Here is a 14,541-nt window from a genome sequence, read left to right on the forward strand (position 1 = left end):
CCTGATATGGACGGACCTCTTTCCCGGCGACCGGCAAAATTGGAGACAACACATTCGTTTTGCTGGATTCCTGGCGATTTCCCGCCTTGCAGTCCAGAAAACCGCTCCTTATATACGCCGCATCACCGCAATCACGATTGCGTAATCTTAAGTAGACCCATCCCGTAAGGGGCTGTCAGGGAAATGCCTTCTGGGGGTTCCGACAGCTTGCTTCAAGGAGAGAATGACATGGCAAAAGTAATTGGTATCGACCTCGGAACGACGAATTCCTGCGTCGCAGTCATGGACGGCAAAGACGCGAAGGTCATCGAGAATGCGGAAGGTGCGCGCACGACCCCTTCCATGGTGGCTTTTTCCGATGATGGCGAACGCCTCGTCGGCCAGCCGGCCAAGCGCCAGGCGGTCACCAACCCGACGAACACGCTCTTTGCGGTGAAGCGCCTGATCGGCCGCCGCTACGAAGATCCGACCGTCGAGAAGGACAAGCATCTCGTTCCTTTCAGCATCGTCAAGGGCGACAATGGTGACGCCTGGGTCGAAGCCAATGGCAAGGGCTACTCGCCCGCACAGATTTCCGCGATGATCCTTCAGAAGATGAAGGAAACCGCCGAATCCTATCTCGGCGAAAAGGTCGAGAAGGCGGTCATCACCGTTCCGGCCTATTTCAACGACGCGCAGCGCCAGGCAACCAAGGATGCCGGCAAGATCGCCGGCCTTGAAGTGCTGCGCATCATCAACGAGCCGACCGCTGCCGCTCTCGCCTACGGCCTCGACAAAAAAGAAGGCAAGACGATCGCCGTCTACGACCTTGGCGGCGGCACCTTCGATATTTCGATCCTCGAGATCGGCGACGGCGTCTTCGAAGTGAAGTCCACCAACGGCGATACCTTCCTCGGCGGTGAAGACTTCGACATGCGTCTCGTCGAATATCTCGTTGCCGAGTTCAAGAAGGACAACGGCATTGACCTGAAGAACGACAAGCTTGCCCTGCAGCGCCTCAAGGAAGCCGCGGAAAAGGCAAAGATCGAGCTGTCGTCCTCGCAGCAGACCGAAATCAATCTGCCGTTCATCACCGCTGACGCCTCCGGCCCGAAACACCTGACGCTGAAGCTGACCCGCGCCAAGCTCGAAAGCCTGGTCGACGATCTCGTCCAGCGCACGATCGCGCCGTGCAAGGCCGCTCTCAAGGATGCCGGCGTCACCGCTGCCGAAATCGACGAAGTCGTTCTCGTCGGCGGCATGAGCCGCATGCCGAAGGTGCAGGAAGTCGTCAAGCAGCTGTTCGGCAAGGAGCCGCACAAGGGCGTCAACCCGGATGAAGTCGTCGCTCTCGGCGCCGCCATCCAGGCCGGCGTTCTCCAGGGCGACGTCAAGGACGTTCTGCTCCTCGACGTGACGCCGCTGTCGCTCGGCATCGAAACGCTCGGCGGTGTCTTCACCCGCCTGATCGAGCGCAACACGACGATCCCGACGAAGAAGAGCCAGACCTTCTCGACCGCCGAAGACAACCAGCAGGCCGTCACCATCCGCGTCTCGCAGGGCGAGCGCGAAATGGCTGCCGACAACAAGCTGCTCGGCCAGTTCGACCTTGTCGGCCTGCCGCCGTCGCCGCGCGGCGTGCCGCAGATCGAAGTGACCTTCGACATCGACGCCAACGGCATCGTCCAGGTTTCGGCCAAGGACAAGGGCACGGGCAAGGAACAGCAGATCCGCATCCAGGCCTCCGGCGGCCTCTCCGACGCCGACATCGAGAAGATGGTCAAGGATGCCGAGTCGCACGCGGCCGAAGACAAGAAGCGCCGCGAGGCCGTGGAAGCCAAGAACCAGGCCGAAAGCCTAATTCACTCGACGGAAAAGTCGCTGAAGGATTACGGCGACAAGGTCTCGGAAACCGACCGCACCGCGATTTCGGATGCGATCGCCGCGCTGAAGACGGCATCGGAAGCATCCGAACCGGATGCCGACGACATCAAGGCCAAGACCCAGACGCTGATGGAAGTGTCGATGAAGCTCGGCCAGGCGATTTATGAAGCACAGCAGGCCGAAGGAGGCGCTGCTGCCGATGCCTCCGCGGAAGGCGGCGACAATGTCGTCGACGCCGACTACGAGGAAATCAAGGACGACGACCGCAAGAAGTCCGCGTAATTCGCGGCGGCGTGGTAATGCTTCAACACTTGATCCGGCTGCTCACCATGGCAGCCGGAAATCCATTTCCGGGGTTTAATCCTTAATGGCAAAAGCGGACTTTTACGAAACTCTGGGTGTAGCCAAGTCGGCGGACGAGAAAGAGCTGAAGAGCGCCTTCCGAAAGCTGGCGATGAAATACCATCCGGACAAGAACCCGGATGACAAGGACGCCGAGCGGAAGTTCAAGGAAATCAACGAAGCCTACGAGATGCTCAAGGACCCGCAGAAGCGGGCAGCCTATGATCGCTACGGCCATGCGGCCTTCGAGCACGGCGGCATGGGCGGCGGTGGCGGCGGTTTTGCCGGCGGCGGCTTCTCCGACATTTTCGAGGATATTTTCGGCGAGATGATGGGTGGCGGACGGGCGCGCCAGCGCTCATCGGGCGGGCGCGAGCGCGGCGCCGATCTTCGCTACAATATGGAAATAACGCTGGAAGAGGCCTTTTCTGGAAAGACGGCGCAGATCCGCGTTCCCACCTCGATCACCTGCGATGTCTGTTCGGGATCGGGCGCCAAGCCCGGCACGCAGCCGAAGAATTGCGGCACCTGCCAGGGGTCGGGTCGCGTGCGCGCCGCTCAGGGCTTCTTCTCGATCGAGCGGACCTGCCCGACCTGCCACGGCCGCGGTCAGATCATTCCCGATCCCTGCCCGAAGTGCCATGGCCAGGGCCGGGTGACGGAGGAGCGTTCGCTTTCGGTCAACATTCCCGCCGGCATCGAAGATGGTACGCGCATCCGCCTGCAGGGCGAGGGCGAAGCCGGCGCTCGCGGCGGACCAGCGGGCGATCTCTATATTTTCCTGTCGGTGAAGCCGCATGAATTCTACCAGCGCGACGGAGCCGATCTTTATTGCGCCGTCCCCATCTCGATGACGACGGCGGCTCTCGGCGGGACCTTCGACGTGGCGACGCTCGACGGCACCAAATCGCGGGTGACCGTGCCTGAGGGCACGCAGGCGGGCAAACAATTTCGCCTCAAGAGCAAGGGCATGCCGGTGCTGCGTTCGGCGCAGACGGGCGACCTCTACATCCAGATCCAGATCGAGACACCGCAAAAGCTGACCAAACGCCAGCGCGAGCTGCTGCAGGAATTCGAGCAGATTTCCTCCAAGGAGAACAATCCGGAATCGACCGGCTTCTTTGCCCGGATGAAGGAATTCTTCGAAGGCTAAGCCGCGATCCGGATTGCCGTTTCAAAAGCCGGGGCACGCGTCCCCGGCTTTTCTCGTCGCAGCGACGACCCGTTTTGGCACATTCACCGGATATGTCGGGCGAATTGTGCCGCATTGAGACGACGACGAAACGTAAGTCAACTTGCGTTAACGCAGCCGGATAATGGCGCTTGCAAGTTTTCCAAATGAATTCAGTCTCTGTCGCCAGCGAATAATCCGAGGACCGGAATCGGCCTTCGGATCAGGCGCAGATAGATTGATGGAGCGTCCTTAGCCCTCCTGCGGGCGGCGGCGTTCCGTCGGGGAATAACCAGAGCAAGAGTAACTATCATGGCGCCAGCCTTCTCCTCTCAGCACGACGATGTCGACGTTCTCGCCGGCGCCATTTACACATGGTGCGCCGAGCGCAACATCAAGCTTCGCAGCCAGCAGGGCCTTTCGATCGCCAGTATCGCGATCGACCTGTATCACGCCGGCCACCAGACGCAGGACGAGCTGCTGACGGCATTGCACGAGCGCGAATTTCACTGAAAAGCCTAACGAACGCGAACGGCTGAGCGGCGCCCCCAGTGTTCATGCAGTGGCTTGCCCAAGCGCGAAGCTTAAGCAGATCGTATTGGTTGCGATAAAGCTAATTTCCTGGCGGAATCACGCGGCGGTTTCGGCAGCCTGCCCACTGCTTATGAGCGTGAGAATGGTTTTGACTGCTTCCTTGCCCGCCGGTGAATTCAGCTTGTCGTAACTCAGGGCAAGCGCATAGGCGTCAGGGCTGAGCTCAATGCGGCTGCCGAATTGCGGCATGTCGGCGCCCTCGAAAAGAACCGAGATTTCGACATCGAGAAAAACCGCGATCTGGTGCAATTTGCTGGCGGAAACCCGGTTCGTCCCCTTTTCGTATTTCTGAATCTGCTGGAAGGTCAGTCCAAGGGCTTCACCGAGTTCGAGCTGGGAAACCCGGCGAAGGGCGCGAAGCTGTCTTATGTTGCGACCAACGATAATATCAACCGGATCTGGCACTTCGTCATTCTCTCATACGCAAACGGTTCGTTTACCATAACGTCTCAGCCGCATAACTCAACCGGATAGTTGCAAAATTCAACCGACTTTTTCTGGGCATTACGTTACGTCCGCGGCCTCGAAACAATGAGGCAAAGCCCTTAGTATCCAGGCGGTGTGATAGCAATATCGATGGCTTTCGGCGGCCGAGGACGCGATGGGGCGGGCCGCTTCGACGCGGTTGTATTTTTAGGAAATGTCAGAAAAAAGTACCGCACGGTTCCGGAATCAGAGCCTCATTGACGCGAGCATGCGGAAATACCGCCCAGGTATTTTACGCGTGATCCGTGGCAGCCGAGCCGCAAGCCTTGCTATCGACGCCGCTTCGGCATAGCTGTCAGGCTTCACAAACCCGGACATGCGATGCCGCACAAGGTTTCTCTTTCCCGTCTGAAGCTGACAGACTTCCGTAACTATGCTGCGGTGAGCCTCATCCTCGACGGCCGGCATGCGGTGCTGACGGGAAACAACGGTGCGGGCAAGACCAATCTCATGGAGGCGGTCTCGCTGCTTTCGCCGGGCCGGGGGCTTCGCCGCGCCGCCTATAGCGATATTACCCGCGTCGGCGCGGCCGGCGGTTTTTCGATCTTTGCCGCGCTTGACGGCATGGAGGGCGAAGTCGAGATCGGCACCGGCATTGACGCGGGGGAGGAGACCACCACCCGCAGGCTGCGGATAAACGGTACCGCGGCAAAAACTGCCGACGAACTGACAGACCATCTGCGCCTTCTCTGGCTGACACCGGCGATGGACGGGCTCTTTACCGGCGCCTCCTCTGACCGCCGACGCTTTCTCGACCGGCTGGTGCTGTCGCTCGATCCCGCCCATGGCCGCCGCGCCAGCGATTTCGAGCGCGCCATGCGCAGCCGCAACAAATTGCTTGATGAAGGCCGTTTCGACCCTTCCTGGCTTGCCGGCATCGAGGAGCAAATGGCAAGCCTCGGCATTGCCATGGCGCTCGCCCGACAGGAAATGCTCGGCCTGCTCACCCGGCTGATCGAGGAAAGGCCGGAGAACTCGCCCTTTCCTTCGGCATCGCTGCAGCTTTCAGGCTTCATGGACGGCCAGTTCTCTCGCCCCTCGGTCGATCTCGAGGACGAATATGCGGCGATGCTGGCGGAGAGCCGGTATCGGGATGCCGGCGCGGGGCGCACGCTGGACGGGCCGCACCGGGCCGATCTCATCGTCCACCACCGCGAAAAGGCGATGGAGGCGGAGCGTTGCTCGACCGGTGAGCAGAAAGCGCTGCTCGTCGGCCTGGTGCTTGCCCATGCCCGGCTGGTCGGCAATCTCACCGGCCACGCGCCGATCCTGCTGCTCGACGAGATTGCGGCGCATCTCGACGAGGGTCGCCGCGCCGCACTGTTTGACCTCATCGATGGCCTGGGCGGCCAGGCTTTCATGACGGGCACGGATCGCGCGATGTTCTCGGCGCTGGGCGACAGGGCGCAGGTCTTCACCGTGGCCGATGGCCGGGTGTTCGAATGACGGAGGCGGCTTTTCCCGGCGTCGGGCGCTATGATAAGGTCACCACCATGGAACCGCTCAGCCCTGATGAAATCGCACGCTATCACCGCCACATCCTGCTCCCTGAAATCGGCGGCGCGGGCCAGCAGAAGCTGAAGGCCGCCCGCGTGCTGGTAATTGGCGCCGGCGGCCTCGGTGCGCCGATCCTGCAATATCTGGCCGCGGCCGGCGTCGGCACGCTCGGCATCGTCGACGACGACCGGGTTTCCCTCTCGAACCTGCAGCGCCAAGTGATCCATGATTCCGGCACGATCGGCGAGCTGAAGACGGAGAGCGCCGCCTTGGCGATCGCGAGACTCAACCCGCATATCCGGCTCGTCCGCTTCGAGGAGCGCTTCTCTCAGGACACCGCCCGCCGTCAATTGTCCGGCTTCGACCTCCTGATCGACGGCTCCGACAATTTCGATACACGTTATGCTGCCGCCGACGCGGCGGAAGAGGCGCGTATCCCGCTCGTCACCGGCGCCGTCGGTCGTTTCGACGGTTCCCTGACGGTAATGAAACCCTATGAGACGGCCGAGGACGGGATGCTCAACCCGGGCTACCGCGACCTGTTTCCCGAGGCCCCTCCGGCTGGACTGATCCCTTCCTGCGCCGAAGCCGGCATTATCGGCGCGCTCACCGGCGTCATCGGCACGATGATGGCAATGGAGGCAATCAAGCTCGTCACCGGAGCCGGCGAACCGCTGGTCGGGCGGCTTCTGCTTTACGACGCTCTGTCGGCGCGCTTCGAAACGGTGCGTTATAAGCGCCGCCGCGCGAGGCAGGCGGGATGACGATCATCCGCCTCGACGCGAGCTTCACGCGCTGGGACGAGCTGCTCACTCTCATCCTGACCGCCTTCGCCTCGATGAATGGCAAGATCGACCCGCCATCGTCGGCACTCAATCTGACAGCGCGAGCGCTGGCAGCAAAGGCCGAAGCCGAGATCGGCCATGTCGCGATCGACGATGGCCGCCTGATCGGTTGCATTTTCCTGCGACCGGAGGCCGATTGCCTCTATGTCGGCAAGCTTGCCGTTCTGCCGGCGGCGCAAGGCCAGGGCCTCGGCCGGCGGTTGTTAGCGATCGCGGAGGACACGGCTTCAGCGCTCGGCCTTGCCGCCTTGCGGCTGGAGACACGGATCGAGCTTACCGACAATCACGCCGTCTTTGCCGCCTGGGGATTTTCGAAAACCGCCGAGAAGGCCCATCCCGGTTTTGCCAGGACGACCTTTATCGAGATGCGGAAGGTCCTTGCGCCAGCGATTCGCGCCGTCTGAAGCGGCCCGACGCGGCGGCCTTCAACGCCCGGGCAGCACCCGGTTCGGCGGCCTGTGGCCGTCGATGAAGGTGCGGATATTGATGATCACCTTATCGCCCATATCGATGCGGCCTTCGATCGTCGCCGAGCTCATATGCGGCAGCAGCACGACCTTGCCCTCATTGGCGAGCTTGACGAGCTTCGGGTTGACGGCCGGTTCGTTTTCGAAGACGTCGAGGCCGGCGCCGGCGATCTTGCCCTCCCTCAGGCTTTTGATCAGCGCGCTTTCGTCGACCACGTCGCCGCGGGCGGTGTTGACGAGATAGGCGGTCGGCTGCAGCAGCGCGAGGCGACGTGCCGAGATCAGATGAAAGGTTGCCGGCGTCGACGGGCAATTGACCGAGACGATGTCGACGCGGGCGAGCATCTGGTCGAGGCTTTCCCAATAGGTCGCCTCCAACTCGTCCTCGACGCCCGGATTAACACGCTTTCGGTTGTGGTAATGGATCGACAGGCCGAAAGACTTGGCGCGGCGTGCGACCGCCGTGCCGATGCGACCCATGCCGACGATGCCGATGCGCTTGCCGTGAATGCGCCGGCCGAGCATCCAGGTTGGAGACCAGCCGGCCCACTCGCCCGGCTTGTCGGTCAGCACCCGCGCCCCTTCGCCGAGCCGTCTCGGCACCGCGAGAATGAGCGCCATCGTCATGTCGGCGGTATCCTCGGTCAGGACGTTCGGCGTGTTGGTGACGGTGATGCCCTTGCGCGCCGCCGCCTCGACATCGATATGGTCGGTGCCGTTGGAGAAGCTCGCAATCAGCTTCATCTGCGGGCCGGCCGCATCGATCAACGCCGCGTCGATGCGATCGGTGACCGTCGGCACCAGCACGTCGGCGGTGCGGACCGCGGCGACAAGTTCGGGCACGGAGCGCGGCGCGTCATCGATGTTCAACTCGGCGTCGAAGAGCTCGCGCATGCGGGTTTCGACGGCATCGGGCAGCTTGCGGGTGATGTAGACCTTCGGTTTTTTCTTCGCTGTCATGGCTGCCTGCGGTGCCTTGTTCAGAGGTCTTTAACCAAGAGGGGTGATAATTTTCTCATTCCGGGCAATTTCTACCAGACCCGCACGCGAAGACAAACAAAACTCGTGGTGCAGCCGGCGAATATCACAACCCGGACAGCGTGCAGGCGAGCCTGCCCGTGAATTCGAGCAAACGGAAGCTTCCATGCGCAGCAAAGTCCTGAAGTCCTGTCTCGCCTTCGCGATCGCTCTGGCCGCATCGCTCGGCCCCGTCGAATTTGCCCATGCTCAGGCGGCCAAGGGACCGAGCGGCCTGCCATTACCGCGCTTCGTCACGCTGAAATCCAAGCGCGTCAACCTGCGCATCGGCCCGGGAACGGATTACGCGGTTTCATGGATGTATCTGAAATCCGGCCTGCCGGTGGAAATCATCCAGGAATACGACAACTGGCGCCGCATCCGTGATGCCGACGGCACCGAAGGCTGGGTCAACCAGTCGCTGCTCTCCGGCCAGCGCGCGGCGATCGCCGCGCCCTGGATGAAGACGAAGGGCAAGGGCGTCTTCGTCAACCTGCGTCGCGAGGCGCAGCCCTCCGCCTCGATCATCGCCAAGCTGGAACCCGGCGTGATGCTGACGATCGGCGAATGCAACGGCGACTGGTGCCGCGCCGAAACCGACGGCGCCACCGGTTGGGTGGCACAATCAGAAATCTGGGGCGCCTATCCCGGCGAAGCCTTCAAATAAGCCCTGCCTGCTTGGCGGCTTCGTTGAGCGAGGTCATCGGACGCGGGCCGATCTGCTGGATGACAATGCCGGCAGCGAGGCAGCCGAGCTTGCCGCAATCTTCCAGGGACCGTCCCTGCGTATAGCCGTAGAGGAAGCCGGAGGCAAAAAGGTCGCCGGCGCCGGTAGTGTCCACAACTTCCCTGATCCGGATCGCATCGACGTAATAACGCTCGCGGCCCTTCAGGATGACGGCGCCATGCTCGCTCATCGTCACGGCGGCGATCTTGCAGTCGGCGGCAATCCTGTTCAGCGCCTCTTCGAAGTCTTCGGTCTCGTAAAGCGACAGCGCTTCCTGGCGATTGGCGAAGACGATATCGACCGTGCCGGAGCGCATCAGATCGAGGAACTCGCCGCGATAACGGTCGACGCAGAAACTGTCGGACAGCGTCATCGACATTTCGCGGCCGTTTTCATGGGCGATGCGGGCGCAGTCGCGAATAGCCTCCTTGGCCCGCGGCGGATCCCAGAGATAACCTTCGAAATAGGTGACCTTGGCGTCGGCAACGACATCGGCCTCGACGTCCTCAGGGCCGAGTTCGACGCAGGCGCCGAGATAGGTATTCATCGAACGTTCGCCGTCTTCGGTGACGAAGATCATCGAACGCGCCGTCGGCGGGAAGGCGCCCTTGGGACGGGTCTGATAGTGGACGCCCTGGGCGCGAATGTCGTGGGTGAAAATGTCGCCGAGCTGATCTGCGGCGACATTACCGAAATAGGCAGCCTTGCCGCCGAGATTCGCGACGCCGGCCGCCGTATTGCCGGCGCTGCCGCCGGAGGCTTCGAGTGCCGGCCCCATGCGCGAATACAGAAGTTCGGCGCGCTCGGCATCGATGAGGTTCATCGCCGCCTTGGTGATCTTGTTATCAATGAGGAACTGGTCGTCGCAGCGGGCAATGATATCCACGATCGCGTTGCCGACTGTCAGAACATCGAATCTAGTCATGAAATGGGGAGTCCCGGATTTGTGATATCAGGGTTCGGTCTTAGCGAAATTTCGGCCGTTTGGAAGGATAAATGGTGAAAGGCGTCTCTATTCTTCGCAAAAGTGCCGCTTATTCGTCATGCCCCTGTCATTTTCGAAACCTACAAATGCTCGCCAGAAGACCGGCATGAGCAGCTTTCGGTTGCAGCCGGGCGACGAGGGATGATCCCTTCGATCTTACCGGCGCGGTGCTGACCACGGATGAACTGGCAGCTTCGCGATCCGGATATCCGGCAAGGCCGGAGCGGAAAAGCGGGCCATGCCCGCTTTTTTTGCGTGTGGATACACTCCATCCGCGGCTTGATACTGATTGCGTTTTCAACGCCACCTTTTGCTGCTAGACCTCGGATACTCCCTCCCCGCAGAGCATCCTCCCTCATGTCAGCCATCATTCTCGACGTCCTTCCCATCTTCATCCTGATCCTCATAGGCTGGGTAATCGTTCGCAGCGGCTTGATGGCATCAAATGTCGGCGATGCGCTCAGCGAATTCGTCTTCAAGATTGCCGTGCCGCTATTGCTCTTCCGCACCATCGCCGAGGCGGATTTCCATGGCGCTTCACCCTTCCGGCTCTGGATCGTCTATTTCTCCGGCGTCGCCATCACCTGGACGGCCGGCCATGTCGCCGCCACCCGCCTGTTTAACCGCGACGAACGGATCGGCGTGCTGGCCGGCGTTTCCTCGGCCTTCGCCAACAATGTTTTCATCGGACTGCCGCTCGTCCAGCGGACCATTGGTGACGAAGGGCTGGTGGCGTTGTCGATCCTGCTTGCCGTGCATTTGCCCGTGATGATGGTCGCCGGCACGGTTTTGATGGAGCACGCCGAACGAAAGATCGCCGGCAAAAGCGACCGCAGCATGGTCTTCGTGCTGCGCCAGATCGCCATCAATCTCATTCGCAATCCGCTGGTGATCGGCCTTGCGGCCGGCATGGCCATGCATCTTTCCGGCCTCACCATGCCGACTGCGGTGGCATCGGTCGTCGGCCAGATCGCGGGCATAGCCGGTCCGGCGGCGCTGATTTCGCTCGGCATGGCGCTGGAGAGATACGGCGTCTCCGGCAATCTCGGCATCGCCAGCGTCACCTCAAGTCTCAAGCTGCTGCTGCTGCCCGGCTGCGTCTGGACGGCGAGTCGTCTCCTCGGTCTCAGCCCAGAATGGACGGCGGCGATCGTGCTGACCTCCTCCGTGCCGACAGGCGTCAATGCCTGGCTGATCGCCAATCGTTTCGGCGTCGGGCACAGCCTCGCCGCCTCGACGATCTCAGTGACGACGGCGCTCGGCGCCATCACCGTTTCGCTCTGGGCTTATTTCCTCGGCGCCTGAACCTGCGCCATCAACAACAAAAGCCCGGCTTGCGGCCGGGCTTCGATGGTCATGCAATGGCGCTTCGCTTCACTGCGTCGCGGTTTTCGGATCCGGCAGCGGCACCGGCGAATCGGAAAGCGTGTGCAGGTAGAGGATGACGTTGGCGCGGTCCTGATCCTTCGCCAGGCCTGCGAAGCCCATCGCAGTGCCCGGCACATCCTTCTTCGGCGCCAGCAGGAACTTGTTGAGGTTCTCGAAGGTCCACTTCTCGCTGCTGCCCTTGGAAAAATCCTTCATGGCAGCGGAATAGGCGAAGCCTTCATGCGAGGCGATCGGGCGATCTACGACACCAAAGAGGTTAGGACCGACCTTGTTCGGCCCCCCTTTGGTGCCGTCATGACAGGCCTGACACTTCTTGAAGACCGCTTCACCGGCCTTGGCATCTGCAGAAGCGAGCAATTGCGCGATCGGAACGGCAGCGGCAGGCGCAGCTTCGCCGCCGGCGGCGGGCGCCTCTTCGGCAACGATCGCGAAACCTTCCTTTTCCGGCGCTTCGGAATGGAAGATCCCCTCGGACGCGATGGAGACCGACATCAGAACGAAAATCGTTCCGAGCAGCGCTCCCACGGCCGTATTGACGTATGAATTCATCTGCAATGCTCCCCTTGCAGCCGGCAGACCAGAACCGGACCATCTTGAAATCGCGCGGAACCTATGTCTTTTGACTGATCGTTGCAACTGTCTAAATGGTCTTATGCGTGAGACTTTTTGACACTTTTCAGCCCGGAATAGAAGGCCCGAACCATGAGTGATTCAAATTTAGACGAGGTGCTGGTATTGATCCCGGCACGCATGGCCTCCACCCGGCTTCCGGGCAAGCCGCTCGCCGATATTTGCGGACTGCCGATGATCGTGCAGGTGGCGATGCGCGCCAAAGAGGCAGCCATCGGCCGCGTGGTCGTCGCCGTCGACGATCAACAGGTGTTCGATGCCGTTTCTGCCGCCGGCTTCGACGTCGTCATGACCAGCAGTGACCATCAATCGGGTTCCGACCGCATCTTCGAAGCGCTGACCAAGGTCGATCCGGACGGGAAAGCGAAAATCATCGTCAACGTCCAGGGCGACCTGCCGACGATCGATGCGGAAACCGTGCGCGCGGCTCTGCGCCCGCTCGAGAACGAGGCGGTCGATATCGGCACGCTGACGACCGAAATCGACGATGAGGACGACAAGACCGCGTCGCATATCGTCAAGATCGTCGGTTCGCCCGTCTCCGACACCCGTCTGCACGCCCTCTACTTCACGCGCGCGACAGCACCTTACGGCAAGGGGCCGCTCTATCACCATATCGGCCTATATGCCTATCGGCGTGCGGCGCTGGAGCGATTTGTCTCGCTCGGCCCATCGACGCTCGAGAGGCGAGAATCGCTGGAGCAGCTGCGGGCGCTGGAGGCCGGTATGCGCATCGACGTGGAGATCGTTGACACGGTTCCGCTCGGTGTCGATACTCCCGCCGACCTTGAAAAGGCGCGGCGCATCCTCTCCGCAAAGTCGAACTGACGGAACCATCATGAACATCAAGACCAACAGGATCGCCTTCCAAGGCGAGTTCGGCGCCAATTCCGACATGGCCAGCCGCGACATGTTTCCGACCATGGAACCGCTGCCGTGCCAGACGTTCGAGGATGCGTTCACCGCCGTCGACAACGGCGACGCCGATATCGCCATGATCCCGATCGAAAACACCATTGCCGGCCGCGTTGCCGATATCCATCACTTGCTGCCGGAATCGCGGCTGCACATCATCGGCGAATATTTTATGCCGATCCGCTTCCAGCTGATGGTGCTGCCCGGAGTGACCAAGGACGAAATCCGCACAGTGCACAGCCATATCCATGCGCTCGGCCAGTGCCGCAAGATCGTGCGCGCCCATGGCTGGAAGCCCGTCATCGCCGGCGATACGGCCGGGGCGGCCAAGCTCGTGAAGGAAACCGGCGACCGGACGATGGCCGCGCTCGCGCCGCGCCTTGCCGCCGATCTCTACGGGCTCGAGATCGTCGCCGAAAATGTCGAGGATACGGAAAACAACGTCACCCGCTTCGTCGTGCTCTCGCGTGACGAGGAATGGGCGCAGCGCAATTCGGCGGAAGAAAAGGTCGTCACCACCTTCGTGTTCAACGTCCGCAATATTCCGGCCGCGCTCTACAAGGCGCTCGGCGGCTTTGCCACTAACAACATCAACATGACGAAACTGGAAAGCTACCAGCTCGGCGGAAAATTCGTGGCGACGCAGTTCTACGCCGATATCGAAGGCCATCCGAACGATCCGAACGTTCGCCGAGCCTTGGAGGAACTGCGTTTCTTCTCCGAGAAGGTGCGGATCCTCGGCGTCTACAAGGGGCATGCGATGCGAGGCCTGCTTTAGCTCTTTGTCGTGCACGTCGCCGGGAGCTGATACTTCCGGCGACGTGCATGAACAGACCTCGCACGTATTATTTGTCCGGCTCACAAACCCGCAACCGATGGCCATCGGGATCAAGCACGACGAAGGTCGGGCCAAAATCCAGCTCTGTCAGCTCCTGGGCGATCGGCAGGCCCCGCTGGCGCCAGTCCTCGTATTGCTTGGCGACGGCATTTTCCCCCGCCACCATGAAGGCCACTTCGCCGCGATTGCCGATCGCGGAGGGTTGCGGCTCGACCTTGCTGCGCCGCCAAAGGCCGAGGGTGAAACCGCCATCCAGCGGAAAGGCGACGAAATTCGGCGCCTCCACAGCCGGTTCGCGGTTCAGGAGGTTTCGGTAAAAGCCGGCGCTCTCGCCAGGATCCTTGACGTAAAGGATAATCAGATTGGGGCTGGTCATTTCGGTTCTCCCTTGGTGTGACATGCTGATGACCCCCTGCTGCCAATATAAGACAGGAGGATGCGGCGGGCGTTGCCGAAGCAACGCCCGGTTTTGTCGGGCGGAATGTCGATGATGAAGCGGCTTAGAGCGGGAAACAGTCTTCATGGCGCGGGTTGCGCCCGTCCATGAAGCCGAGGTCGCGCTTCATGTAGTCAGGTGTCGCCTCAACGTCGAGTTTGAGGCGGCTTCCCCCGCAGATCTGGAAAAGGCCGATGGCGAACTGCAGCAGGCCGAAGCGGACCGACTGCCGGCCATCAGCGAAAGTTTCGGCCGAAATAATGTCGGCAAAGCTATTGGTGGCGAAGCGGTCGCCGGCCTGCTGAATGATTGGAGGCGTTACCATGATCAGTACTCCTT

16 protein-coding genes are annotated in these 14,541 nt (G+C 61.4%); 10 read left to right on the plus strand and 6 right to left on the minus strand.

Annotation, left to right across the window (positions count from 1 at the left end; translation table 11 throughout):
* Window positions 1-228: 228 nt before the first annotated feature.
* From dnaK to GGI60_RS25410, 3 genes are all read left to right on the plus strand, one after another.
* Window positions 229-2,145: a molecular chaperone DnaK gene (dnaK, locus tag GGI60_RS25400; protein WP_097581291.1), complete on the plus strand. Its 1,917-nt coding sequence runs from the start codon at window positions 229-231 to the stop codon at window positions 2,143-2,145.
* An 85-nt stretch (window positions 2,146-2,230) separates the two neighbouring features.
* The gene (dnaJ, locus tag GGI60_RS25405) at window positions 2,231-3,358 is read left to right on the plus strand and encodes a molecular chaperone DnaJ (RefSeq protein WP_004672627.1); all 1,128 of its coding nucleotides are present in this window, start codon (window positions 2,231-2,233) and stop codon (window positions 3,356-3,358) included.
* A gap of 330 nt (window positions 3,359-3,688) precedes the next feature.
* The gene (locus GGI60_RS25410) at window positions 3,689-3,889 is read left to right on the plus strand and encodes a hypothetical protein (protein ID WP_183919172.1); all 201 of its coding nucleotides are present in this window, start codon (window positions 3,689-3,691) and stop codon (window positions 3,887-3,889) included.
* A gap of 117 nt (window positions 3,890-4,006) precedes the next feature.
* On the opposite strand, the gene GGI60_RS25415 is transcribed toward GGI60_RS25410, so the two are convergent.
* Window positions 4,007-4,375 carry a helix-turn-helix domain-containing protein gene (locus tag GGI60_RS25415; protein ID WP_097608092.1) on the minus strand — a complete coding sequence of 123 codons (369 nt, stop codon included), beginning with the start codon at window positions 4,373-4,375 and terminating at the stop codon, window positions 4,007-4,009.
* 402 nt (window positions 4,376-4,777) lie between these two features.
* On the opposite strand from GGI60_RS25415, the gene recF reads away from it, so the two are divergent.
* From recF to GGI60_RS25430, 3 genes are read left to right on the plus strand one after another with little or no spacing between them, the layout of a single operon-like run.
* Window positions 4,778-5,902: a DNA replication/repair protein RecF gene (gene recF / locus GGI60_RS25420; RefSeq protein ID WP_183919171.1), complete on the plus strand. Its 1,125-nt coding sequence runs from the start codon at window positions 4,778-4,780 to the stop codon at window positions 5,900-5,902.
* The gene (locus GGI60_RS25425; RefSeq protein ID WP_183919170.1) at window positions 5,899-6,717 is read left to right on the plus strand and encodes a molybdopterin-synthase adenylyltransferase MoeB; all 819 of its coding nucleotides are present in this window, start codon (window positions 5,899-5,901) and stop codon (window positions 6,715-6,717) included. Before recF ends, GGI60_RS25425 begins: the two co-directional genes overlap by 4 nt.
* On the plus strand, window positions 6,714-7,202 hold the full coding sequence (locus GGI60_RS25430) for a GNAT family N-acetyltransferase (RefSeq protein WP_183919169.1): 489 nt from the start codon (window positions 6,714-6,716) through the stop codon (window positions 7,200-7,202). The genes GGI60_RS25425 and GGI60_RS25430 overlap by 4 nt, the downstream gene beginning before the upstream one ends.
* 21 nt (window positions 7,203-7,223) lie before the next feature.
* On the opposite strand, the gene GGI60_RS25435 is transcribed toward GGI60_RS25430, so the two are convergent.
* A complete protein-coding gene (locus GGI60_RS25435; protein WP_183919168.1) occupies window positions 7,224-8,225 on the minus strand; it encodes a D-glycerate dehydrogenase in 1,002 nt (333 codons plus the stop codon).
* 184 nt (window positions 8,226-8,409) lie between these two features.
* On the opposite strand from GGI60_RS25435, the gene GGI60_RS25440 reads away from it, so the two are divergent.
* Complete coding sequence (locus tag GGI60_RS25440) at window positions 8,410-8,949, plus strand: SH3 domain-containing protein (protein WP_183919167.1); 540 nt, start codon at window positions 8,410-8,412, stop codon at window positions 8,947-8,949.
* On the opposite strand, the gene GGI60_RS25445 is transcribed toward GGI60_RS25440, so the two are convergent.
* The gene (locus GGI60_RS25445; protein ID WP_183919166.1) at window positions 8,942-9,934 is read right to left on the minus strand and encodes an adenosine kinase; all 993 of its coding nucleotides are present in this window, start codon (window positions 9,932-9,934) and stop codon (window positions 8,942-8,944) included. The genes GGI60_RS25440 and GGI60_RS25445 overlap by 8 nt on opposite strands.
* 417 nt (window positions 9,935-10,351) lie before the next feature.
* Between GGI60_RS25445 and GGI60_RS25450 the strand changes: the two genes are divergently transcribed.
* Window positions 10,352-11,299 carry an AEC family transporter gene (locus GGI60_RS25450; protein ID WP_183919165.1) on the plus strand — a complete coding sequence of 316 codons (948 nt, stop codon included), beginning with the start codon at window positions 10,352-10,354 and terminating at the stop codon, window positions 11,297-11,299.
* 69 nt (window positions 11,300-11,368) lie between these two features.
* On the opposite strand, the gene GGI60_RS25455 is transcribed toward GGI60_RS25450, so the two are convergent.
* The gene (locus GGI60_RS25455; RefSeq protein ID WP_183919164.1) at window positions 11,369-11,932 is read right to left on the minus strand and encodes a cytochrome c family protein; all 564 of its coding nucleotides are present in this window, start codon (window positions 11,930-11,932) and stop codon (window positions 11,369-11,371) included.
* 153 nt (window positions 11,933-12,085) lie between these two features.
* Between GGI60_RS25455 and GGI60_RS25460 the strand changes: the two genes are divergently transcribed.
* Both GGI60_RS25460 and GGI60_RS25465 read left to right on the plus strand, forming a co-directional pair.
* Window positions 12,086-12,841, plus strand: coding sequence for a 3-deoxy-manno-octulosonate cytidylyltransferase (locus GGI60_RS25460; RefSeq protein WP_183919163.1), 756 nt, complete (start codon window positions 12,086-12,088; stop codon window positions 12,839-12,841).
* 10 nt (window positions 12,842-12,851) lie between these two features.
* Window positions 12,852-13,706, plus strand: coding sequence for a prephenate dehydratase (locus tag GGI60_RS25465; RefSeq protein ID WP_183919162.1), 855 nt, complete (start codon window positions 12,852-12,854; stop codon window positions 13,704-13,706).
* 67 nt (window positions 13,707-13,773) lie between these two features.
* Here GGI60_RS25465 and GGI60_RS25470 read toward each other — a convergent pair whose 3' ends face one another.
* Both GGI60_RS25470 and GGI60_RS25475 read right to left on the minus strand, forming a co-directional pair.
* Window positions 13,774-14,142 carry a VOC family protein gene (locus tag GGI60_RS25470; RefSeq protein ID WP_183919161.1) on the minus strand — a complete coding sequence of 123 codons (369 nt, stop codon included), beginning with the start codon at window positions 14,140-14,142 and terminating at the stop codon, window positions 13,774-13,776.
* A gap of 124 nt (window positions 14,143-14,266) precedes the next feature.
* The gene (locus tag GGI60_RS25475; RefSeq protein WP_183919160.1) at window positions 14,267-14,527 is read right to left on the minus strand and encodes a hypothetical protein; all 261 of its coding nucleotides are present in this window, start codon (window positions 14,525-14,527) and stop codon (window positions 14,267-14,269) included.
* Between the last annotated feature and the right edge of the window lie 14 nt (window positions 14,528-14,541).

Origin of the sequence: Rhizobium lentis (assembly GCF_014200175.1) — a bacterium.
Lineage (GTDB): Bacteria > Pseudomonadota > Alphaproteobacteria > Rhizobiales > Rhizobiaceae > Rhizobium > Rhizobium mulingense.